At 28.4% G+C, this 21,257-nt stretch carries 23 protein-coding genes; 8 read left to right on the plus strand and 15 right to left on the minus strand.

The features are described 5' to 3' along the window. Positions 1-21: 21 nt before the first annotated feature. Together H2684_RS02785 and H2684_RS02790 are read right to left on the minus strand one after the other, a co-directional pair. Positions 22-963: a 3-hydroxyacyl-CoA dehydrogenase family protein gene (locus tag H2684_RS02785; protein WP_182087837.1), complete on the minus strand. Its 942-nt coding sequence runs from the start codon at positions 961-963 to the stop codon at positions 22-24. 139 nt (positions 964-1,102) lie between these two features. Beyond that, positions 1,103-2,437, minus strand: a complete 1,335-nt coding sequence (locus H2684_RS02790; RefSeq protein ID WP_182087838.1) for an MATE family efflux transporter — start codon at positions 2,435-2,437, stop codon at positions 1,103-1,105. 261 nt (positions 2,438-2,698) lie between these two features. Here H2684_RS02790 and H2684_RS02795 point away from each other — a divergent pair, with 261 nt between their 5' ends. Genes H2684_RS02795 through H2684_RS02815 form a run of 5 tightly spaced genes read left to right on the plus strand, consistent with a single transcriptional unit; the run spans position 2,699 to position 8,694 of the window. Next, positions 2,699-4,723 (plus strand): BglG family transcription antiterminator, encoded by a 2,025-nt coding sequence (locus tag H2684_RS02795; RefSeq protein ID WP_182087839.1) that lies wholly within the window; start codon positions 2,699-2,701, stop codon positions 4,721-4,723. A 20-nt stretch (positions 4,724-4,743) separates the two neighbouring features. After that, complete coding sequence (locus tag H2684_RS02800) at positions 4,744-5,172, plus strand: PTS sugar transporter subunit IIA (RefSeq protein ID WP_182087840.1); 429 nt, start codon at positions 4,744-4,746, stop codon at positions 5,170-5,172. After that, on the plus strand, positions 5,166-5,921 hold the full coding sequence (locus tag H2684_RS02805; RefSeq protein ID WP_182087841.1) for a nucleoside/nucleotide kinase family protein: 756 nt from the start codon (positions 5,166-5,168) through the stop codon (positions 5,919-5,921). Before H2684_RS02800 ends, H2684_RS02805 begins: the two co-directional genes overlap by 7 nt. Before the next feature lie 12 nt (positions 5,922-5,933). Beyond that, positions 5,934-7,424, plus strand: a complete 1,491-nt coding sequence (locus tag H2684_RS02810; protein ID WP_182087842.1) for a PTS mannitol transporter subunit IICB — start codon at positions 5,934-5,936, stop codon at positions 7,422-7,424. A 13-nt stretch (positions 7,425-7,437) separates the two neighbouring features. Continuing rightward, positions 7,438-8,694, plus strand: a complete 1,257-nt coding sequence (locus H2684_RS02815) for a zinc-binding dehydrogenase (protein ID WP_182087843.1) — start codon at positions 7,438-7,440, stop codon at positions 8,692-8,694. Between the two features lie 51 nt (positions 8,695-8,745). On the opposite strand, the gene H2684_RS02820 is transcribed toward H2684_RS02815, so the two are convergent. The 9 genes from H2684_RS02820 to H2684_RS02860 form a co-directional block, all read right to left on the minus strand. Next, on the minus strand, positions 8,746-9,594 hold the full coding sequence (locus tag H2684_RS02820; RefSeq protein WP_182087844.1) for a DUF1129 family protein: 849 nt from the start codon (positions 9,592-9,594) through the stop codon (positions 8,746-8,748). Beyond that, positions 9,587-9,925, minus strand: a complete 339-nt coding sequence (locus tag H2684_RS02825) for a PadR family transcriptional regulator (RefSeq protein WP_182087845.1) — start codon at positions 9,923-9,925, stop codon at positions 9,587-9,589. The genes H2684_RS02820 and H2684_RS02825 overlap by 8 nt, the downstream gene beginning before the upstream one ends. A 116-nt stretch (positions 9,926-10,041) precedes the next feature. Beyond that, positions 10,042-10,869 carry an HAD family hydrolase gene (locus H2684_RS02830; RefSeq protein ID WP_182087846.1) on the minus strand — a complete coding sequence of 276 codons (828 nt, stop codon included), beginning with the start codon at positions 10,867-10,869 and terminating at the stop codon, positions 10,042-10,044. Positions 10,870-10,913: 44 nt separating this feature from the next. Then, positions 10,914-11,777 carry a GNAT family N-acetyltransferase gene (locus H2684_RS02835; protein ID WP_182087847.1) on the minus strand — a complete coding sequence of 288 codons (864 nt, stop codon included), beginning with the start codon at positions 11,775-11,777 and terminating at the stop codon, positions 10,914-10,916. 28 nt (positions 11,778-11,805) lie between these two features. Continuing rightward, positions 11,806-12,576, minus strand: a complete 771-nt coding sequence (locus tag H2684_RS02840; protein WP_182087848.1) for a DUF2087 domain-containing protein — start codon at positions 12,574-12,576, stop codon at positions 11,806-11,808. A 60-nt stretch (positions 12,577-12,636) separates the two neighbouring features. After that, positions 12,637-12,942, minus strand: a complete 306-nt coding sequence (locus tag H2684_RS02845) for a DUF5668 domain-containing protein (RefSeq protein ID WP_182087849.1) — start codon at positions 12,940-12,942, stop codon at positions 12,637-12,639. Beyond that, positions 12,935-13,396: a hypothetical protein gene (locus H2684_RS02850; RefSeq protein ID WP_243159269.1), complete on the minus strand. Its 462-nt coding sequence runs from the start codon at positions 13,394-13,396 to the stop codon at positions 12,935-12,937. Before H2684_RS02850 ends, H2684_RS02845 begins: the two co-directional genes overlap by 8 nt. A 43-nt stretch (positions 13,397-13,439) precedes the next feature. Then, a complete protein-coding gene (locus H2684_RS02855; protein ID WP_207719363.1) occupies positions 13,440-13,754 on the minus strand; it encodes a sigma-70 family RNA polymerase sigma factor in 315 nt (104 codons plus the stop codon). Positions 13,755-13,905: 151 nt separating this feature from the next. Continuing rightward, entirely contained in the window at positions 13,906-14,220 is a 315-nt protein-coding gene (locus H2684_RS02860) for a hypothetical protein (RefSeq protein WP_182087852.1), read from the minus strand. 481 nt (positions 14,221-14,701) lie between these two features. On the opposite strand from H2684_RS02860, the gene pdxS reads away from it, so the two are divergent. The 3 genes from pdxS (at position 14,702) to H2684_RS02875 (ending at position 17,671) form a co-directional block, all read left to right on the plus strand. Further along, positions 14,702-15,583, plus strand: coding sequence for a pyridoxal 5'-phosphate synthase lyase subunit PdxS (gene pdxS / locus H2684_RS02865; protein WP_347707514.1), 882 nt, complete (start codon positions 14,702-14,704; stop codon positions 15,581-15,583). Between the two features lies 1 nt (position 15,584). After that, the gene (pdxT, locus tag H2684_RS02870) at positions 15,585-16,151 is read left to right on the plus strand and encodes a pyridoxal 5'-phosphate synthase glutaminase subunit PdxT (RefSeq protein WP_182087854.1); all 567 of its coding nucleotides are present in this window, start codon (positions 15,585-15,587) and stop codon (positions 16,149-16,151) included. Between the two features lie 1,058 nt (positions 16,152-17,209). Continuing rightward, the gene (locus H2684_RS02875) at positions 17,210-17,671 is read left to right on the plus strand and encodes a type II toxin-antitoxin system PemK/MazF family toxin (protein ID WP_182087855.1); all 462 of its coding nucleotides are present in this window, start codon (positions 17,210-17,212) and stop codon (positions 17,669-17,671) included. Positions 17,672-18,257: 586 nt separating this feature from the next. Here the strand turns inward: H2684_RS02875 and H2684_RS02880 are convergent. The 4 genes from H2684_RS02880 to H2684_RS02895 all read right to left on the minus strand — a co-directional run bounded on the left by H2684_RS02880 (position 18,258) and on the right by H2684_RS02895 (position 20,815). Next, on the minus strand, positions 18,258-18,680 hold the full coding sequence (locus H2684_RS02880) for a 23S rRNA (pseudouridine(1915)-N(3))-methyltransferase RlmH (protein WP_243159265.1): 423 nt from the start codon (positions 18,678-18,680) through the stop codon (positions 18,258-18,260). Positions 18,681-18,834: 154 nt separating this feature from the next. Then, a complete protein-coding gene (locus H2684_RS02885) occupies positions 18,835-18,984 on the minus strand; it encodes a hypothetical protein (RefSeq protein WP_182087856.1) in 150 nt (49 codons plus the stop codon). 251 nt (positions 18,985-19,235) lie between these two features. Beyond that, positions 19,236-20,153 carry an RNase H family protein gene (locus H2684_RS02890; RefSeq protein WP_182087857.1) on the minus strand — a complete coding sequence of 306 codons (918 nt, stop codon included), beginning with the start codon at positions 20,151-20,153 and terminating at the stop codon, positions 19,236-19,238. Positions 20,154-20,179: 26 nt separating this feature from the next. Next, positions 20,180-20,815: a hypothetical protein gene (locus H2684_RS02895; protein ID WP_182087858.1), complete on the minus strand. Its 636-nt coding sequence runs from the start codon at positions 20,813-20,815 to the stop codon at positions 20,180-20,182. Positions 20,816-21,257: the final 442 nt, after the last annotated feature.

The following is a 21,257-nucleotide window of genomic DNA, read 5'->3' on the forward strand; positions in this document are numbered from 1 at the left end:
ATCTAAAATAAATAAATTAGCTTATTGTTCTCTAGAGTCCATTTCAAGAAACTTTAAAAGAACTTCTGTACGCTCTTTTTGCTTTTTATTTAAAAGTTCAGGTGTCCAGTTATAAAATCCTCTACCACTTTTACTTCCAAGCTGACCTGATTCAACTTTTTCATGGATGATTTTTGGAGTTTCTTTATAATCACAAAGATCTTTAAAAAGATATGATGCTACATTATCAAATATATCAAGTCCTCCAAGGTCAGCACTACAAAGAGGTCCTGTAACTGGAAGTCTTCTTCCATGTCCATATTCAATTGCCTTGTCAACTTCCTCAGGCTTTGCCCATCCCTTCTCAACTATATACATAGCTTCTCTAAGGAGTGCAAGCTGAAGGCGGTTTCCTATAAATCCAGGGCACTCCTTTTCCATACGCACTCCTTTTTTTCCTATTGATTCAACCCACTTCATAGCTATATCCATAGTATCTTTAGAAGTTTTTTTACCTGGAACTACTTCTACAAGTGGAATTAACTGAGGTGGATTCCAAAAATGCGTAACAACTACCCTATCCGGATGTTTTGTATATTTTGATATATCCGTTGGACTAAGTCCTGATGTATTTGATGCAAGAATTACCTGTTTTTCACATATACTATCAAGTTGTTTAAATATTTTTTGTTTAAGATTCAAATCTTCTGCAAGGCTTTCTATTACAATATCAACATTTTCAGCTGCATCTTCAATAGTTTTTACACCTTTTATTCTGCTTAATATATCTTCACATTTTTCCTCTGTAAGCTTTCCATTTTCCTTCAATAAATTTAAACTTGACTTTATTCTATTAAATCCTCTCTTAAGACTTTCATCAGATCTTCCATACATATTTACATTAAATCCTGCGTTTGACGAAAGAAGTGCTATACCATGTCCCATAGTTCCAGTGCCTAATACTGCAATATTTTTAATACTCAATTTTCCCCAACTCCTTTACTTATAAAAATATCTAAATATATTATAATCATATAAGATTATCTACTTTTAAAATACTAAAATAAATATAGCTACCTAATAATTATATATTAATTCTTATTATAATGTAATAGCCATTATTTTAAACTGTTTTTAAAATCAAACTATTAGTTCTTTTAACTAAATACCTTCCTATAATAAAGGTTATAAGTTCTGCAAATGGAACTGTTAGCCATACTCCGTTCATTCCAATAATCATAGGGAGTACATTTATACCTAAAAATATAAACACTATTCCTCTACTTGCTGATATTATAACAGATGCCTTAGCATTTCCCATTGCTGTAAAGTAACCAGAATTAATTATATTGAATCCACAAATTAAAAATCCAAATGCATATAGCTTTGATCCCTTTACTGCTAAATTTAACACATTTTCATTTCCATTTGCAAATAATGATACTAATTGTTTTCCAAATAAAAATAAGGTTAAAAATAGTATTATTCCAATAATCAAATTTATTTTTGATGCCAATTTTAATGTATCATTTACCCTATCATACTTTTTATACCCATAATTATAACTAAGTATAGGCCCTATTCCATCTGATATTCCAAACATTATAATCGTTCCAAATTCGGATATGTAATTTATAGTTGTAAATGCTGCAACTCCAATTTCTCCAGCTATATTCATAAATGTCATATTAAATAAATATGCAGTTGTGCCTATTGCAATTGCAATAATTGCTTCAGATGACCCATTATATATAATCGGAGCTATTACTGACTTATCAAATTTACCATTAAATATATTTACTACATTCATTTTATTTAACATGGGACACATTACTACTAAAAAAGACGCTATATATGCAATTCCAGTAGCATATGCAGCTCCTCTTATTCCAAGCCCCAATTCTTTTATAAATACAAAATTTAAAGTTATATTTACAATAACGCTTAAAATCATACCTCTTAAATATAATTCTGGATTTCCCAATACCCTATCTATAAATCCAAATAAAAACATTAAAGACATTAATGGAGCAAATACAGCTATAGTTTTCACATATATTGATACACTCTCTAATAGCACTTCATTTGAACCTAACAAAACTGCAATTTCTCTATTAAATAATCTTCCAGCTAATAGTATGCATGTGGTTACTATTACAGTACAGATAACTGCTGTTCTAAATATATTTTGTGCTTCTTCTTTTTTATCTTGTCCCAAACTTCTTCCTATAAAGCTTAAAGAACCTACACTTATTATCATACTAGACCCTATTATAACTTGCATAAATGGCTGCACCATATTTACACTAGCTAGTGCATTTTCTCCTACAAAATTTCCTAAAAATATTCCATCTATTATAGTTTGTGTACCTGATATTACCATGGAAATTATTGAAGGAATTAAAAATTTAACTAATAATCTTGATATTTTTTCTGTTGCCAATATATTGTCTATCAATTCTCGTACCTCCAAATGCATAATCAAGCATATACTTACTTTTTTACGCTCCAATAGAGTATATCATAAGTTTTATAATTAGTGTTTTAATTTTTGTACAAAACTATTATAAGTCTTTATATTTATAAAATATATCTTTAGGAATAAGCATTTCAACAGAAATATAAATTTGTCAATATAAAATAATGACAATACTAATTTTGTTTTAGTTGAGAAACTACTAGAAAACATTTTATAATTAAAATAAAGGTAGGTGATATTATGAATTTCTCAGCAAGATCAATCCAAACTTTATTCCTCTTGCTTAGGTCTGCAAAACCTATCCCAGCCGGAATTCTTGCTGAAAATTTGCAAATAAGTAAAAGAACCATGTTTAGAGAATTGAGTAGTCTAAGTAAGCGTTTAACTGACTATGATCTTAAATTGGATACAAAGTCTAAAAAAGGTGTTAGCATTACAGGTAGTGAGTTTAATAAATATAAATTACTAGACCAATTAAAAGACTTAGAATATGTTGATCCACAAAATATAGAAGAAAGACGAGACAGACTTATTCTAGAACTACTAAAACAAGAAGAACCTCAAAAGATATATTATTATTCAAGTATTTTAAAGGTTAGTAATGGTACAATTAGTAATGATTTGGACAATATAGAGAAATGGTTTTCAAAAAACAATATAGCTCTTATTCGAAAATCTGGATTTGGAATTTATTTAGATTACAGAGAAGAAGACTATAGAAAAGCTTGTATGAATTATGTATATAAAAATTCAGAAGATCCACTTAAAAAGCTTTCCAATTTAATACAACCTGATATTATAAATAAAGTAATTACTTCAATAAAGCAACTAAAAAATGATAGGTTAGATGAACTAGCTGAAAGTTCTTACTTAGAAATTATAATATATTTATCTATAATGATAAATCGAACATTGGTTGGCAAAAAAAATAGAGAAATTAAGTACTTAAAATTAGAAGAAAAAAATATTAAAGATTATGAGCTTGCACTAGAATTAATTTCTCTACTTAGTAGACAATTTTCAATAAAGTGTAATACTACAGATATAATATATCTCTATATGTATATAAAATCTGCTAAATTGCAGCATATAAATGAAAGTGAGGACATTTTAGATACAGAATCTAATATTAGATCTATGATATATGAAATGATTCAAAACTATGATAGTGTTATAGCCTATCAACTTAAACAGGATACAGATCTTATACGCGGTTTAATAGCACATATAAGACCTACAATTTTTAGGTTAAAGCATGGAATTGAAATTCAAAATCCATTTCAAGATGAAATAAAAACCTTATATCCTAAAGTATATGAGAAAATTCAAAGGGTTGCAAAGATAATTGAGAAGAAATTTAACCTTAAAATTCCAGAACAAGAATTAGGCCTACTTGCAATACATTTTGGAGGAGCTGAAGTAAGGTTAAAAAATAATTATAAGTTTAAAAGGAAAGTAAATATAGGCGTTATATGTTCTAGTGGAATAGGAATTTCTACCTTGTTGTCTTCAAGAATATCTAATATTTTTAATGATAAAGTAAAAGTAAGAACTCTTTCATTTAGTGATTTATCATCTGATAAAATACAAGATATTGAAATACTAATATCTACATTTGATTTAAATACTGATAAATATAATTATATTAAAGTAAATCCAATGCTTACTGAAAAAGATGTTTTATTAATTTCAAAAGAAATTGAAAAAATATTAAAATGTGCTAAGCCAAATAAAAATGCCAAAAAGATTGATACACTAACTCAGATAGAGAGAATAAATTTAATAAGCAAAGAAATAAGTTCAATTATCAAAAATTTTGAATTATATACTATAAATTCACATATTAAATTAGATGAAATCATGCATCTTGTAAGTGAATTAATTGGAGAAAATGAAAATAGCAAAAATCATATATACAAAGATTTAAAAAATAGAGAAAAATTATCTAATCAAGTTATACCAGAATTTGGATTTACACTATTACACGCAAAGACCAAAGGAGTAAATGAATCTAAATTGTTATTGATACGACCTAAGTCTAAATATTTCAAAGATACATATTTTTCAAAATCAACTGCTGTTGTAGCTATGCTTATACCGGATAATGATCCTCGGGATACTCTTGCAATTTCAAGTATAAGTAACTCTTTATTTGAAGATGAAGTATTTTTACACAATATAAAAAATGGAAGCAAAGAAGAAATAAAACATGATATAGAAGAAGTATTAAAACAATATCTAGCAGAACAAGTAAAAAACTTATAAATAAGGAGAGATGAATATAAATGTTAAAAGAACTGTTAAAAAATAATATAACTATATTAAATGAAGTATCAGATTGGAAAGAAGCAATTAAAACCGCTGCTATTCCATTAAAGGAAGGTGGATTTATAAATGAAAATTACATTAACGCAATGTTAGAAAACGTATTAAAAAATGGTCCCTATATAGTCATTATGCCTGGCATTGCTATACCACACTCAAGGCCAGAAGATGGAGTATTAAAAACAGGAATGTCCCTTTTAAAGTTATCAAAAAGTGTAAAATTTCCAGAAAATAAAGATGTAAAATTATTAATTGTTTTAGCTGCAAATGACTCAGACAAACATTTAAAATTGATATCTGAATTAACTGAGTTACTTATGGAAGATAAATCTGTAGAAAAATTATTTTCAGCAAAATCTAAGGAAGAGGTATTTGAGTGCTTATGTTAGACAAAATTGTATCATACAAATTTTTAGTTAATTCCTTTGAAGTAAATGCAAACTATTATGAAAAAGATGTACAAGAGATATTTATAAAATTATTAAAACAATTTACCAATATGAAAAAAAATACAGATGAAAGGCTTTTAATATATTTATCAGCGCCACCAGGATGCGGCAAAAGTACTTTAGCTTCATTTTTAGAGTTTCTATCTATAAAAAGTAAAGGTATTTTTGATATACAATCAATTGGAATTGATGGCTTTCATTACCCACAAAGTTATATTAAAAGCAACAGCATAGTAATTGATGGAAAGGAGGTGAATATGTCAGAAGTCAAAGGATGCCCAGAAACCTTCGATTTAAAAAAGTTAAAATCAAAAATAAAATCTTTAAAAAATTCCAATGTTAAGTGGCCAATTTACGACAGAACCTTACACGATGTAGTAGAGGACCAGATACTTGTTAATAAAGACATTGTATTAATTGAGGGCAATTGGCTTTTATTAAATGAAAATGGCTGGATAGAATTAAAAAAATATTGTGACTATAGCATATTTATAAAAGCCGATAAAAATATGCTAAAACAAAGATTAATACAGAGAAAAATAAAAGGAGGTTTATCAGAAAAAGATGCTATAAAATTTTACGAAAGAAGTGATAGTAAAAATGTAGACAGAGTATTAAATCATAGTCTAAATGCTGATTTGCAGTTAGAACTTTTAAATAATGGAAAGTACACTATAAAAACTCATTAGGAGGTATTATAAATGGAATTTAATAAACAATTAGGAACAAATGATAAAAATTTAAATCCAGCTCAAAAAAAGAGTATGAGATCAAAAGTACAAGCTTTTGGAGGATTCTTAACCGCGATGGTTATTCCAAACATGGGTGCATTTATCGCTTGGGGATTTATAACAGCATTATTCATATCAACAGGATGGATACCTAATGCATACTTTGAAAAACTAGTATCACCTATGATAACTTATTTACTTCCATTATTACTTGCATATACAGGTGGTACGCTTGTATCAGGAGTAAGAGGTGGAGTAGCCGGTGCTGTTGGTACATTTGGATTAATAGTAGGTGCGGATATTCCTATGTTTTTAGGAGCAATGATTATGGGACCTCTTAGCGCATATATAATAAAGAAATTTGATAAATTTGTTGAGAATAAAATACCTACTGGATTTGAAATGGTTGTAAACAATTTTTCATTAGGTATAATCGGATTATTTCTTTGCCTTCTTTCTTATTCCCTAATAGGTCCAATAATACTTCAAGCAAATACAGCAATAACAATAGCTATAGAAGGTTTAATAAAAACAGGATTCCTACCAATTTTATCAATTATTAACGAACCTGCAAAAGTATTATTTTTAAATAATGTAATTGACCAAGGAATTTACTATCCACTAGGAATGCAAGCATCACTTGAAGCTGGTAAATCTATTTACTTTATGGTAGCTTCAAATCCAGGAGCAGGTTTAGGATTATTAATTGCATATTCTTTATTTGGTAAAGGTACATCTAAAGAAACAGCTCCAGGCGCAATAATAATACATTTCTTAGGTGGTATTCATGAAATATATTTTCCTTATGTATTAATGAAGCCAATATTAATTGTAAGTATGATACTTGGTAGTGCCTCTGGTATCGCAACATTTAGATTCTTCGATGCTGGTTTAGTTGCAGGGCCAAGCCCAGGATCAATATTTGCCTACTTAGCATTAACACCAAAAGGAAATTTTCTTGGAGTAATTTCTGGAGTATTTGTAGCTACATTAGTAAGTTTTCTAGTGTCATCTTTAATATTAAAATCCTCTAAAGAAACAGATGAAGGATTTGAGGAATCAGTTGAAAAATCAAAACAAATGAAAAATGAAGGAAAAGAAGTATTAAATACTGCCATATCAGAAAATGAAACAGCTAATAATGAACCTATAAAAAACAATAAACCTATAAAATTTGTTGCATTTGCTTGTGATGCCGGTCTTGGTAGCAGTGCTATGGGAGCTAGTGCATTTAGAAAAAAAGTAGAAAAAGAAAATATTCCTGTAACAGTTAAAAACTATGCTATTGAAAAAGTTCCACAAGATGCTGATGTAATTGTAACTCACAATAGTTTGTTAGAAAGAACTAAATCTGTATGGCCAGATAAACGAATAATTACTATTGAAAACTTTATGCGTGATAGTAATATAGATGAACTATTATCAGAATTACGCGAACAAAACAAAAATTTAGAAAAATAAGGAGATTATGAAAATGAAAACTAGAGCAGCAGTTTTATCAGGAAAAAATAAAATATCTATAAGAGAATTCGAATTACCAGAAATAACAGATGATGAACTGTTAGTAAAAGTAATTTCAGATAGTGCTTGTTTATCTACTTACAAAGCTTCAGTTAGAGGTGAAGATCATAAAAGAGTTCCTAACAATATATCCGAACATCCAGTAATTATTGGTCATGAATTTGCTGGAATTATAAAACAAGTTGGAAATAACTTGAAAAATAGATTTAAAGAAGGAGATCGATTCGTATTGCAACCTGCCATGGGTCTTGAATCCGGATATTCAGCAGGATACAGTTATGAATACTTCGGTGGTGATGCAACTTATTGTATAATCCCAAAGATTGCAATTGACTTAGGCTGTGTACTTCCATATAAGGGAACATACTTTGCAAATGCATCTTTATCAGAGCCTATGTCATGTATAATAGGAGCATTTCACGCCAACTATCATACAAAGCAATATATCTACAAGCATGATATGGGAATAAAAAAAGGTGGAAAAGTTGCACTTCTTGGCTGTGCTGGTCCTATGGGAATAGGTGCTATAGAATATGCCATTAATGGTTCAGTAAAGCCAAGCTTGGTTGTAGTTTTAGACATAGACGAAGAAAGATTAAATAGAGTATCTGATTTAATAAAAGTTGAAGATGTTGAAAAAAAAGGTATTAAACTAGTATATCTAAACGCTAAAAATAAAGATGCAGTCCATGAACTTATGGACTTATCAGATGGTACAGGCTATGATGATGTATTTGTATTTGCAGCTGTTGAACAACTAATAGAAACTGCTGATGACGTACTAGCTAATGATGGCTGTCTAAACTTCTTTTCTGGTCCAACTGATAATAAATTCAAAGCTAAATTTAATTTTTACAATGTTCACTATGAAGGAACTCATATAGTTGGAACATCCGGTGGTTCAACTGAGGATATGTTAGAAGCAATAGATTTATCTCAAAAGGGATTAATTAATCCATCATTTATGATAACTCATGTTGGAGGATTAAATGCAGTTCCGGAAACTATAAAGAATCTACCTAATATTCCAGGAGGTAAAAAGTTAATCTATCCTCATATTGAAATGGAATTAACAGCAATTGAAGATTTCGAAAAATTAGGTAAGAATAATGAATTTTATAGAAAACTAGCTGAAATATGTAAGAAAAATAACAATATTTGGTGTGAAGAAGCAGAAAAGTTTCTATTAAGCTCACTAGAAAATAAATAGTATTTAAAATACCCTAGATTCAGAATGGACCTAGGGTATTTTAAATTTAATCTATTCTTTGTTATCTTTCAAATTAAAATAAGTTAAAACCCAAAAAATAATTGCTCCCAAAATAGTTAATGTTATTGTAATAATTTTTCCATTACTACTCACCATCCAATTTCTAGTTAAGGGAACATTCTGACATATCCCTATAGCTCCTAAAATCCATATAAAAGGTAAAAAAGGTGACCACATATTTCCATTCCTCTTATTATGAATGAATATAAATGTAGTAGATACAATAAGCAAAATAGCTATTATAAAAATTTTCATTGTATCTTGTAACTGGATTACTAATATAGGTGGAGTAAATAGCTCAATAAATACATATAATCCAATGGCAATAGTAATAGGAAGCCACAAAAACAAAACAAAAGAAAGCTTTTTGTTAGTTACTTTTGTATAAATACTTTTGTGAACTATAATAAATACAATTTTCACAAATAGAAAACTCAATAAAGCGTTTAAAATTAGTACAATAACATTTATTCCCTTACCTTGACTACTTAATGCACTCATTAGTGTAAAAAGTGAACTAATTCCAAAAACAAGGCCTACTAGTTTTAAAGTTTCCTTCTTGCTAGATTTTCCAAGATTATGGATCAGTTCATTTGCTGCTATTTTAGGGCTTTTCCCAAAAAAATCTTCTGCAGACTCTCCATTATCTTGAGCACACATTATATCCTGTAAAATTTGCATTAATAAATTTTCTATTTCATAATCATCATAAAATAAACCTGCAGTACGAATATATACCAGTAAGTCTTCATAGTATTTCTTATTTTCACTTGTTAATTTTTCACGTAATTCATTATTTGTATTAACAAGTTCTTTAGCTAATTTATTATGTTTATTCATAAAACTCTCCCCCTTGTAGAGATATTAAATTATTAACATTAGATACTAATTCTTTCCACTGTTCAATAAAATCTTTGCAACGAGTTATTCCTTTTTGAGTTGTATAATAATACTTTCTATCTGGTCCCTCTTTTGATGATTTCATTTCACTTAAAAGGTATCCCTGCTTTTCTAATTTTTGAAGTAATGGATACACAGTACCTGCAACTATTTCTTTAAATCCATATTCTTTTAGTAATTGAACTAATTCATATCCATACACTTCATTTTTAGAAATAATTAAAAGTACACAACCTTCAAGTACACCTTTCAGAAGCTGAGTTTGTTTCAAATTATCTCTCCTCCTTTCATCTATATTGTATTACATAATAGTATAAAATTATTATATAACAATGGAGCTATTATGTAAAGCATAATAGCTCCATTGTTATTTTAATAATCCATTTCTTAAAATTTTACCTTTTCACGCAAAAACTTTGCTACTCCATCCTCTTCGTTTGATCCAATAACTTTTGTAGCTATGTTTTTCAACTCCATATATGCATTGTCAACTGCATACTTTTCATCTGCAACTTTAAAAAGTGGCAAATCATTTAAATTATCTCCAAAACAAATGAGCCTGTCCGCATTAATATACTTTTTTAGGTACAATGCTGCACTTGACTTATTTGCATTTACATTTGTAATTTCAAGCCAGAAAAAACCTTTCGAATAAATCTCCTCGGTGTAGTGACAAGAAACCTTTAAAGTGTCTCTGAAAGTTTTATATTCAAAATCAAGTATTCCTTCCCTCTCTATTGCAAATATATTTATTATATTGTAATCTTTTACCATAGAGAAATCTTTAACTTTTGTAAGCCTCTTATCCCCACTTTTTTCCCTTGAATCAAGATATATTTCCTGTCCCCTATTAAATGCACCTTTGAAAAATATTTTCTTGTTTCCGTATTTATCGACTGCAGATATAAAAGGATTTATGCCTTTCAAGTTATATGTATCAAGTATAAACTTCACAGTACTTTCATCTAAGTAGTTCTGAACAATACTTTCGCCTGAAGATATATAAGATACAAATGCTCCATTATTCAATATAACCGGAATTTTAAGTTTAAGTGGTCTTAATATATCTTTTGATGCTTCATATGATCTTGCTGTAGCTATAGTAAAATTTACTCCTGAATCAATTAAGTTGTTTATAATTTTTATTGAATTACTGCTTACAACTCGCTTTGAATTTAAAAGTGTTCCGTCTAAATCCGAAATATATAAGTCCAAATATAAGTACCTCTCTTTTCATTTATTATTTTAACACTTTAACATTAATCAACTTGAAACCATTCGCTAATTAATTCGCTTTTCTTAAACCCTCTTTTCTTGTACATGTCGTAAGCTATAGTATTTTTTGTAATAACAATCAAGCTTATTTCCTTTACTTTTTTTGACTTTAAAAAGCTAATGGCAGTTTCTAAAATCAACTTGCCATAACCTTTACCTCTAGCACTTTTAATTAATCCTAAATCAAATTCCCCAACTCCATCTTTAATATAAAACTGTAAAAAACCTATCATTTCATTATTTAATACAGTTATATAACAATTATTTTCATTATGATTTTTTATATATTCATCAATATCACTATCTATTAAAGTTGTTCCATTTGGAACTTCTTTAAACGCATCATTATAGATATTTAAGTATTCTTTCTTATTTTTCTCTGATAGCTTAACCAACTTTAATGGTGAATGTTTAACCATTACATTACCTAATGTCATTCTTATTGCTGAATATTTTTTCTCTATATTTAACATATTTAAATATCTAATTATTGTATCATCCTTTGTCCCTAAAAATATTTCCTTCCCGCCGTATTTTTTTGATATATTCCTAGACTCTTCTATTATCTCACTCAGAGTTTCCTTCTTATTATCTATACCTTCACTTATATCTATGTTAATTATATATGATACTCCCCTATTACTAGATTCTTTTAATACTATTGATGCCATTCCAGCAATAGTTTGTCCATCAACCTTTAAAATGACTCCTTTTCCAAAGTCAAACTCTAAAGATTTCATTTTCTTATCAATATCTCTAAAAGATAGTTTATTTATTTTATTTCTATTTACAAATTCAATACACTTATTTAATTCAAGTTTATTTAATTCTAAATAATTTTTAATCATAATCTTGGCTCCTCTTAATGTTTATCAGCTACTCCTTTACCCAATAACTATTGCAATCATTTGTTCTTTCAATAAATCCATACTCTATTAAAGCCCTTCTTATTGTTGCATAATCTTCATATATTCTTTTCAAAACTCTATTTATCTCTTTTTCTGAATAAATCTTTCCTATTGAAAAATTCTTAGCTATCTGTTCTAATACAATAATTTTGTTTTTTTCTTTAGAAGGATAACTCTTTAATGATCCTTTATCATCCATATAAATTTTTATTATATTTTCTTTTTCATTATCAGTTATGTTATATCTATCATCTAAAGTTGTCGCTGTTTTATGAGAATCACATATAACATCTTTTTCTAACTTACTAATTTTTTCATCAGTATTTTTTGAAAGCAAATCCATCAAAGCTAAAAATATTTTTGCCTGCTTTTCTTTTTGTCTTAACTTATAACGATGATTCCTAATTGTTGATTGAGCAACTCCAAGCTTTGCAGCAACTTCTTTGTCAGATAATCCTTGAGACATAAGAGTTAATACTTCCCTTTGTATATCTGTCAATCCTGTAAAAACAGAATTCATTCCCAATAAATATCTAATCATTGAACCATGCTTTATTTCTATATGAAACTTAGCTGTACTCTTTGCATCATAAAGTTTTGAATTCACTCCATATATACGTCCTTTTTCAAATGACTTCCCACAAATTATGCATTTGTATTCCTTGCTATTTTCTACAAAGCCATTTGTTAACTCCTCTATTGCAGCTCCCCAAAACAATTTATTTGATTGTATATCCATAAAATCCAACTCCTTTCAATATAGTTTCTATTTCCCATTTAAAAAAACTCTATCACATATCTAAAAAAATGTAGTTGTATGAGGATAATTTTGAATTACAATCTGCACTGCCGCCATTGCCATAGAAAAAAAGCTCATGATTATTACAAGAAATATTCCCCATGCATCATATCTTATCTTTTCCTGTTTATTAACTACATATGACGCAATGACTTCAATCCCAAGTAGAATAAAAACTACAGGCCACAGGGATATTATAATGTCATAATTTATATTTTTAAATACAATTCTCATTAAAAACATAATTCCAAAGACAACAAGTATAATACCTGTAGTAAGGGTACCAACTCTTCTGCCGCTATTCATTTTCATCCATCTCCTTTTTCTTTCCCATAATAAGCTTTATTCCTATTACAATTATAGCTATTCCCACAGTTAACTGCGGCGCAGTTGATATAATATTATTTAAAAAATTATATGCAATTCTACCTATATATGGTTGTATTGTATACCTTATATTTTCCCATATGCAATATACACCAAATATTACAAGTAATATTCCCAAAAATAAGTTTCTTTTTTTTATTAGTTTCAAATCCAATTTTAACAATTTATCAAGTGAAAACATATATTCATCTTCAATAAGCTCAAATTCTTCCTGTGCCATGGATTGTTTATTTATACAGTCAAAGAAGGAATAAAACCAAATCAATGGCAGTAAAAATAACAGTGGTCCTATGTGAAGCCATGAAGAAAGAAATACTATAAAGAAAAACATAGACATAAATGACAATCCCATCTTCATAAATCCCATATACATATGTCCTGCTCCAGGTAAAATTGAGAAAAATGTAGTGAGTACTTTATTTATCAAGTACAACCTTTTCCGGTGAATCAGATTTATCCCGAATATACTTGTAGTCTTCACAAGTTAAAATTTCCATATTTCTGGAAGGTTTTTTTATATAGTCCCTACACTTATTAACTGCTATTTTAGTAATCCATGCCTTAAAATTTTTTCCATCAAACTTTGATAAATTTCTATAGGCACTTAAAAAAGTCTGCTGAGCAATATCTTCCGCATCAAAATAGTTTTTTGTAAAAGATAAACAGATAGTAATGATTAAACGTTCATACTTTTTTATGCAGTTTTCAAATTGCTTGTCCTGAATAATCATCACCACCTTTTTTACACTCTCATTAATAATAACGATTCATAATTCAAAAACACTTCAAAATTGTAAAATATATTTTTCTAATTTCTCCATTATGAGAGTTTTAATAAAAATAGCCCTTAGATAATACATGTATATATTATCTAAGGGCCTGTTACACTAGATATCTAATAATCACATTAACTCCTGCTGCAGTTAAATCCTCAAACATAGCAAATACTGATAAAAGAGTAGCCCTATCAACAGTTGTTATGCTCTTATTTTCAATATCCAAAACTATAGGTGAAATTATAGCTGCACTGCAACATATAAAAATCATTGAAACTATAGTTAATATAGCATTAGATGTAAATACAAGTGTGCTGCAGCATATAGCAATAACAATATATAGAATTTCAATAACTCTATTTTTACCTATCTTAATGCTTAATTTATAAGCTTTAATTGAGCTCAAGCTAACTATTTGCATAATTACTGCCAGTATCCCAAAATATTTAATATTTATTCCACTTCTTAGGTATTACCATTGATTTAAAAATACAATAATGTACATCAAATAAACATTGACCTTTTTACGCAATTTTAACACACTCCTAAAATTACATAACAAAAAAACCTTATTCTAAAGGTTAATTTTAAAATATATTGTAATTTTACCGTGCGTTAAATAGGTCTGTACATTTACTTATCTCCTTTATGATTAAATTCTTTTCAATAATTTTATCATAATTGATTAATTTACGCCAGCTGAACTTGTACTATTGTTGAGAATATCCTACTTACTTCAGGAAAATTTTATACAGTTACTTTCTGCATTAGCTACTATCATCTTTTCTGTAATCAAACACCAAATTGTATCCATACATTTGATGAATTTCCTAGATAATGTAATACTGTTTTACAAAAATATACTTTAGCTAACTATTGTATATAATACTAAGGGGGAAAGTATAATGGATACTAGATATACTTTAAACAAAAATCTTGCTCAAATGCTAAAGGGTGGAGTTATTATGGATGTAACAACTCCTGAAGAAGCAAAAATCGCTGAAGAAGCTGGTGCTTGTGCTGTTATGGCTCTTGAAAGAGTTCCTGCTGATATCAGAAAAGAAGGCGGAGTTGCACGTGCTTCAGATCCAAAAATAATTAAAGACATTCAAAAGACTGTTTCTATTCCAGTTATGGCAAAAGTAAGAATTGGACATTTTGTTGAAGCACAGATTTTAGAAGCTCTTAATGTTGACTATATAGACGAAAGTGAAGTTTTAACACCTGCAGATCCAACTCTACACATTAATAAAAAAGCTTTCAAAGTTCCTTTTGTTTGTGGTGCTAAAAATCTAGGAGAAGCTTTAAGAAGAATTGGTGAAGGTGCTTCAATGATTAGAACTAAAGGTGAGGCTGGAACAGGTGATGTTATAGAAGCAGTTAAACATATGAGAATGATGAACTCTCAAATTAGGAGAATACAAGGTTTATCTGAAGATGAATTAATGAACGCTGCTAAAGAACTTCAAGCTCCTATTCATTTAGTTGAATATGTGCATAAATTTGGGAAACTTCCTGTTGTAAACTTTGCAGCTGGTGGTATTGCTACTCCTGCTGATGCTGCAATGATGATGCAACTTGGTTGCGATGGTGTATTTGTTGGTTCTGGAATTTTTAAATCTGGAAACCCAAGAAAAAGAGCTAGTGCTATTGTAAAAGCTGTTACAAACTTTAATGATGCAAATATACTAGCTAAAGTATCAGAAAACCTTGGAGAAGCAATGGTTGGAATCAACGTTTATTCAATAAGCGAAGAAGACAAAATGGCTAATAGGGGATATTAAAATGAAAAAAATAGGTGTTTTAGCACTTCAAGGTGCATTTAATGAACATATAGAAATGATCAAATCACTAGGCCACCGTGGTATTGAAGTAAGGAAACCAGAACAACTCAACAATCTTGATGGAATTATTTTACCTGGTGGAGAAAGTACTGCAATTGGAAAACTACTTAATGATTTTAAAATCAAAGAACCATTAATAGATAAAATCAAAAGTGGTCTACCTGTGTGGGGAACATGTGCAGGAATGATTTTGCTTGCCAAAGAACTTGATGGTGATGAAGATGCCCACCTAAAAGTTATGGATATAAAAGTGAAACGAAATGCATATGGGTCCCAACTAGATAGTTTTGTCACTAAAGGAGTTATTAAAAAAATATCTAAAAAAGAAATTCCCATGGTGTTTATTAGAGCTCCATACATTGTTGATATAGGTGAAAAAGTTGATTTACTTCATAAGGTAGATGGAAATATTGTAGCAGCATGTGAGGAAAATATGCTTGCAACATCTTTCCATCCTGAGCTAACAAATGATACAACTTTTCATGAATATTTCATCAATATGATCTAAATTTAATAAAGGTTCACTGCAAGTATTACAGTGAACCTTTTATGAAGACTCCTTTTGGCTAGAAATCCTCCTTCTATAGTAACGCTCAGAAAATGTAAGCAATAGATTCTGAGTACAAAATAACGCTAATGCTATACTATATTTATTACCTCTAACAAGATCTATAATAGCCCATTTAGCAAAAATATAAATGTAAACCAATATACAATTTTCAAACTTTTTAATTTGACATATATATTCATTTCATCATCGCTCAAACAAATTTCTCCTTCCATAAAATTATCAGTAATTTTAATTTTATCAGATTTGATTAATTTGCGCAATCTGCTGCTACTTATGATATGGTTCACCGTGTATTACCAAATACATGACTTTCTTAAATTTCAACTCAAACTTATTTAAAACTGACAAACTCAAATTCTTCAGGACTATTTTCAAATTCATTAATGATTTTAATTTCTTCTTTTTCATGCTGCACTTCTTTAATACTTCCCTACTGTTGCCTGACTTCCCGCTCTTTCTTACTCCTTAAAAAGACATAATAATTTAAAACTTTTAAAGAAGTTCTGAATCAATTTTCTTTGCTAACTTTATAATTAACTCTTTTAATAGCGGACTCATATTATTCACCTGACTGTTATACATATTATATCAATATTATATCAATATTATATCATATACTCATCCAAATGTTATTCTTTATTATAAGGATAATATTGTCTTATACAGTTCATTTCCACTTATTTTAAAACCTAATATAGTACTTATTTTGAGTAAAAATAAATGAATATAAGTTCTATCATTATTTAACTCGGAAAATAGGTTATGCTATACAATTAATAGTATTATTATCCCATGCGCCTTGTTGGCTATGTAAATAATTGTTCAGTTTACTCTATAAGCATACATTCTTTCTGTTAAATTCTATTTGATATCTTATGTCCATCAATTTCATTTTTCTGCTTGGTTATATAAGTCCTGACCATTTCAATATATTAAAAAAAAGATATTTCTGGTATAATATAAATTATTACAATAATTCTTTAGGGGGTATAACATTGGATGATAAGGCAAAAAAACTAGCAAGATGGTTTTGCGTAAAGATGTATTTACAAGAGAAACATGAAAATAATAATTTTAGAAATTGGTTTACAGTAAGAGGAGATATATATACTTGTCACTTTGGAGAAAATATCGGTGATGAAAAATGTGGACTTGGTAGGCCTGTGCTAATCGTATCTGCAGATAATATTAATAAAAAAAGTGGTAATGTAATTGTTGTCACATTAAGTAAAAATATTAAGTGGAAAGACCCTCAAACAAAACGAAACCTTAAGTATAGTACACATTATGTACTTAAAAAAAGTAAGTATCCACAGTTGGCTTGTGATTCTGTTGTTCAATGTGAGGATATTAGAGTTGTAAGCAAAGCACGACTAGGTCAATACATTTGTTCTGTTGACCTATCAACAGATATGAAACAAATTAGAAAAAGGTTAAAATCTGCTTTGCAAATATAAAATTAGTAAAATTAGAGGTTGACAATTCTTAATATGTATAATAGAATTTAGTTACAACGTAATATATATCGTTCGTCTCTAGCAATTTAAATTGCTGGTTGCTCACGAACTGATGAATCATTTTAATGTCGGGAATCTTGCTCATTCCCAGATGTAAAATTTTATATTAATTATTGAAAAAAGGACAAGTTAATAATTGTCCTTTTTTGCACATAATTTCTAGAATTCTACATATAATAGTACATAAACATATATGTTCATTTCTATGAACAAACTTCAATGACTGTCGGAGACCTTGTTCGTCTCCAGATGAATATTTTTATTTAATATCTTCTTAGTACACACTAAGAAGATATTATTTTACAATTCTCGTTATCTAATAATAAACTTCATCGTTGTTTACGAATACTTACCTCTATATTGATAATATTAATTATTTCGGTACTTATACTATACGATTTATCAATTTTATTTTTATTGGCACCTATACTGTGAGATTTATTGATTATAAATTATATCAGTTTTTGGCACTTATAGTGTATGATTTCTATTATAGTGATTTTTTTGGCACCTATTTTGTGCGATTCTATTTGTGGTAAGGAGCATTATTAATAATACGGTAAGCCCTATAAATTTGCTCATAGATAATAATCAACAATATATTAATATCAATATCCATCCGAGAAATAGATAATACACAATCTGCTTCTATATTATCAGCACCTAAAAGTATGGTAATATGACTATTCCCACTTACACCCAACTGTTCAATTTTTTCCGCTAATTGCTCTGAAGAAAGTTCCTCACCCTCTTTATTGATTTTAATTACATATGATTTAAAAGATATTTCTTTGGCTGGATTTTTAGTTTCCACATATTCCACTTTGCAGTAGGCACTTAAACGTTTAGTGTATTCCTCTAAAGCCTCTTTAACATACTTATCTCTTATTTTATCTGTGTTAATTATTTTAATTCTCATATTCTCATCCCATCTATTTTTTATTAACATTACAATTATATCATGCCCAATCTAATGAGTAAGAGAACTTTAAACTTTTACAAACTTATTCCTGTTTTTTTATGAAAAATTTAAAAAAGTAAAGAGTTGTCTTACCCATTTTTAAAAAACAAAAAATAAGGACTGTTTTATACAATCCTTAAACTTATTTGGCTAATTCTTTTAGAGCCTTTATATTTTCAGTAATCACATTATTCATAAGTTTTCTGATTTCTTCCTGTTCTTTTATTTCTACACATTTACCAGAGTCGCATGATTTCTTTGTTTGTTCAAATTCTTTTTTTTTCTCTGTCAAAAGAACACCCCTTAAGTATTTATAATAGAAACTGTTTTTAAAAGAATAGATTAGATAAAACCATTTCTATCTTAAATATTTAATTTCAAGTCTGCTTCTCTATGTTATAGGTGGGTAAAAGGTTCATTTCTCATTTATTTTTCTTTTTATATTTTCTATTAAGAAAAACGATTCTAAAATCACTTTAACTTACTATTTAAATAATTTTTGTTTCTCTATACTCTGTCAGTCAAAAAACCTTTTTCGACAACCTACTTTCTATCTGCATTTATTAAACATTTCTTAATAAATTCTTGATGGGATAAATCTGTTAGCACGCAAGGTATCCTCGGTATATTAAATAATTTTGCTGTAATTAACCGTGTTATCCCCACTACCAGTGAATACTTTCCATTTCCTAGTGGTCTTACTGCAATAGGATATGAAATCTTATGAGACTCTGCTGCAGTGCGAAATAATGTACTAAAATATAAACTGTTGCAATTTAAATGACTTTCTTCCGTAATAACTATGTCATTCGTATCGATATATACTATCTCATGCTGTCCTTCTATGTACCACTTAAAATCTGCTTTATACTTATTACTTTTCCACGGTCTTTTCATATTGAGTATTTCAATCACTTCTTTGTTTTCAGAAACGTTTACTTTCTCTTTGAATACAAAATCTTCATTATTCTCTGCTTCCATTATATATATAAAGTTTTTCTTGCAGAATTGCAGTTTTCTTGCATAATTTGCATAGCCATGTACTAATTTATTTTGTCTATCCTCTTTAGATGTTTTAGTAAAGCGTATTGTCATATCCCCAATCTTTTTAACTAGACATGATAATATAAACCATTCCCTGGCACATTTTATTACAGCCCCACCATTTTCTTTTTTCCACTGGCAAGCATCCCATATTTTATACTTTTGGCTGCTGAAAACTTCTACAATAGATATTTCATCTGTTATAATCTCTATTTTTTGATTTTCAAGACTCATATCAATATGTAATAAATACTGCAGTGCATGTATTACAGCCTGTAATTCTGCTTGTATATTTTTTTTACACCTTAAATTTGTATATCCAAGTATTTTATTTTTATCTGGGCTAATTATTAAAAAACTAATTCCTGCTTTGTTTTTCTTAAAAGAACCATCTGTATATATTTTTATTTCTCTCATATTTTCATCTTATCCTCAAATAATAGTCAGTGAATAACTGCTTTATATCCTGAATTAATATCATAAGTGTTAAAAAAATTATTAATTAGTTGATTAAAAACTAATCTTACCATATTTCCTTCTTTATCTAATTTTTCTGCATTAATTTCAAAGAAACTTTTTTCCTTATTAATTGAAAAAAACTTGCCATCTAAAATTTCATCAATAATCAGATAATTGTCCTTTTCGGAACAATTTATTATTCCATTAATATTACATAATAATTGTCTCAGCCTAAAGTCTAAATTATTAAATTGTGTTTTCATCTGATTATGATATAATTTCTGTTCATTTTCTTTTATCTTTGTAATTGTATAGTCTGAATTCAAATAGGAATTTGTCATAAAATCTTTAACACTATCGTGTAAATCTATTTTCATTAAATTCTTATATTTATCTATCCCCTGAATCCAAGAACGCATAACTTCTTTTTCTTTTTTATACACATAAAACGGAATACCTATTAATTTACAGGTTAATAACTCTATGTCACTTTTATTAGTATTTTCATTATATGTATTTTGAAAAATCCCGTTTGAATTGCAAATTAGTTTTCTTTTTTCATACGATAAATTATTAAATTCCTTTATCACACTCTGCCAATCTATTTTCTTGTAAATCATAATTTGTAGTTCCTTTCTCTTATTGAAGTATTTAATAAAATAATAACATCAATTTTGTTCAAATTCAACCATATTATAATGTATTCTTAATATATCTGTGTTTTTCTTCATATTTCTTAAAATAACATGATATAACATGATTTTTTTGTTTGTGAATAGCACATCAGAATATTTAAAGAACTCTATTATTACCAAATAAGTCACCTTCCTTAAATAAAACAGGATATTTACTATTATATACTAATATATCTACTTGATTAGAACATACTTCACCATTATGAATAAAACCACTAGAAAATTTAATATGTTCAGGAGCATATCTTCTTATAACATGACGTAATACCTACTCTTTTAATTCACCGCCTGTTGGGAAATGAGTGTCATGCAGCAAAAGTCTTATTCTATCTTTCGTCTTAGATGCCTCTGGATATTGGATGCAGTT

The organism is Clostridium sp. cel8 (genome assembly GCF_014050525.1).
GTDB lineage: Bacteria > Bacillota > Clostridia > Clostridiales > Clostridiaceae > Clostridium_B.

Coding starts and splice junctions, on each gene's coding strand:
- H2684_RS02850 (WP_243159269.1), bottom strand. CDS start 13,396: ATGTATATGGGATTTATGAAGATGGGATTGTCATTTATGTCTATGTTT.
- H2684_RS02880 (WP_243159265.1), bottom strand. CDS start 18,680: ATGTTAATAAAAAATAGATGGGATGAGAATATGAGAATTAAAATAATT.
- H2684_RS02810 (WP_182087842.1), top strand. CDS start 5,934: ATGGAATTTAATAAACAATTAGGAACAAATGATAAAAATTTAAATCCA.
- H2684_RS02895 (WP_182087858.1), bottom strand. CDS start 20,815: ATGATTTACAAGAAAATAGATTGGCAGAGTGTGATAAAGGAATTTAAT.
- H2684_RS02815 (WP_182087843.1), top strand. CDS start 7,438: ATGAAAACTAGAGCAGCAGTTTTATCAGGAAAAAATAAAATATCTATA.
- H2684_RS02795 (WP_182087839.1), top strand. CDS start 2,699: ATGAATTTCTCAGCAAGATCAATCCAAACTTTATTCCTCTTGCTTAGG.
- H2684_RS02860 (WP_182087852.1), bottom strand. CDS start 14,220: ATGCAAATAGTTAGCTTGAGCTCAATTAAAGCTTATAAATTAAGCATT.
- H2684_RS02890 (WP_182087857.1), bottom strand. CDS start 20,153: ATGAGAGAAATAAAAATATATACAGATGGTTCTTTTAAGAAAAACAAA.
- H2684_RS02805 (WP_182087841.1), top strand. CDS start 5,166: ATGTTAGACAAAATTGTATCATACAAATTTTTAGTTAATTCCTTTGAA.
- H2684_RS02840 (WP_182087848.1), bottom strand. CDS start 12,576: ATGGATATACAATCAAATAAATTGTTTTGGGGAGCTGCAATAGAGGAG.
- H2684_RS02835 (WP_182087847.1), bottom strand. CDS start 11,777: ATGATTAAAAATTATTTAGAATTAAATAAACTTGAATTAAATAAGTGT.
- H2684_RS02800 (WP_182087840.1), top strand. CDS start 4,744: ATGTTAAAAGAACTGTTAAAAAATAATATAACTATATTAAATGAAGTA.
- H2684_RS02845 (WP_182087849.1), bottom strand. CDS start 12,942: ATGAATAGCGGCAGAAGAGTTGGTACCCTTACTACAGGTATTATACTT.
- H2684_RS02820 (WP_182087844.1), bottom strand. CDS start 9,594: ATGAATAAACATAATAAATTAGCTAAAGAACTTGTTAATACAAATAAT.
- H2684_RS02855 (WP_207719363.1), bottom strand. CDS start 13,754: ATGATTATTCAGGACAAGCAATTTGAAAACTGCATAAAAAAGTATGAA.
- pdxT (WP_182087854.1), top strand. CDS start 15,585: ATGAAAAAAATAGGTGTTTTAGCACTTCAAGGTGCATTTAATGAACAT.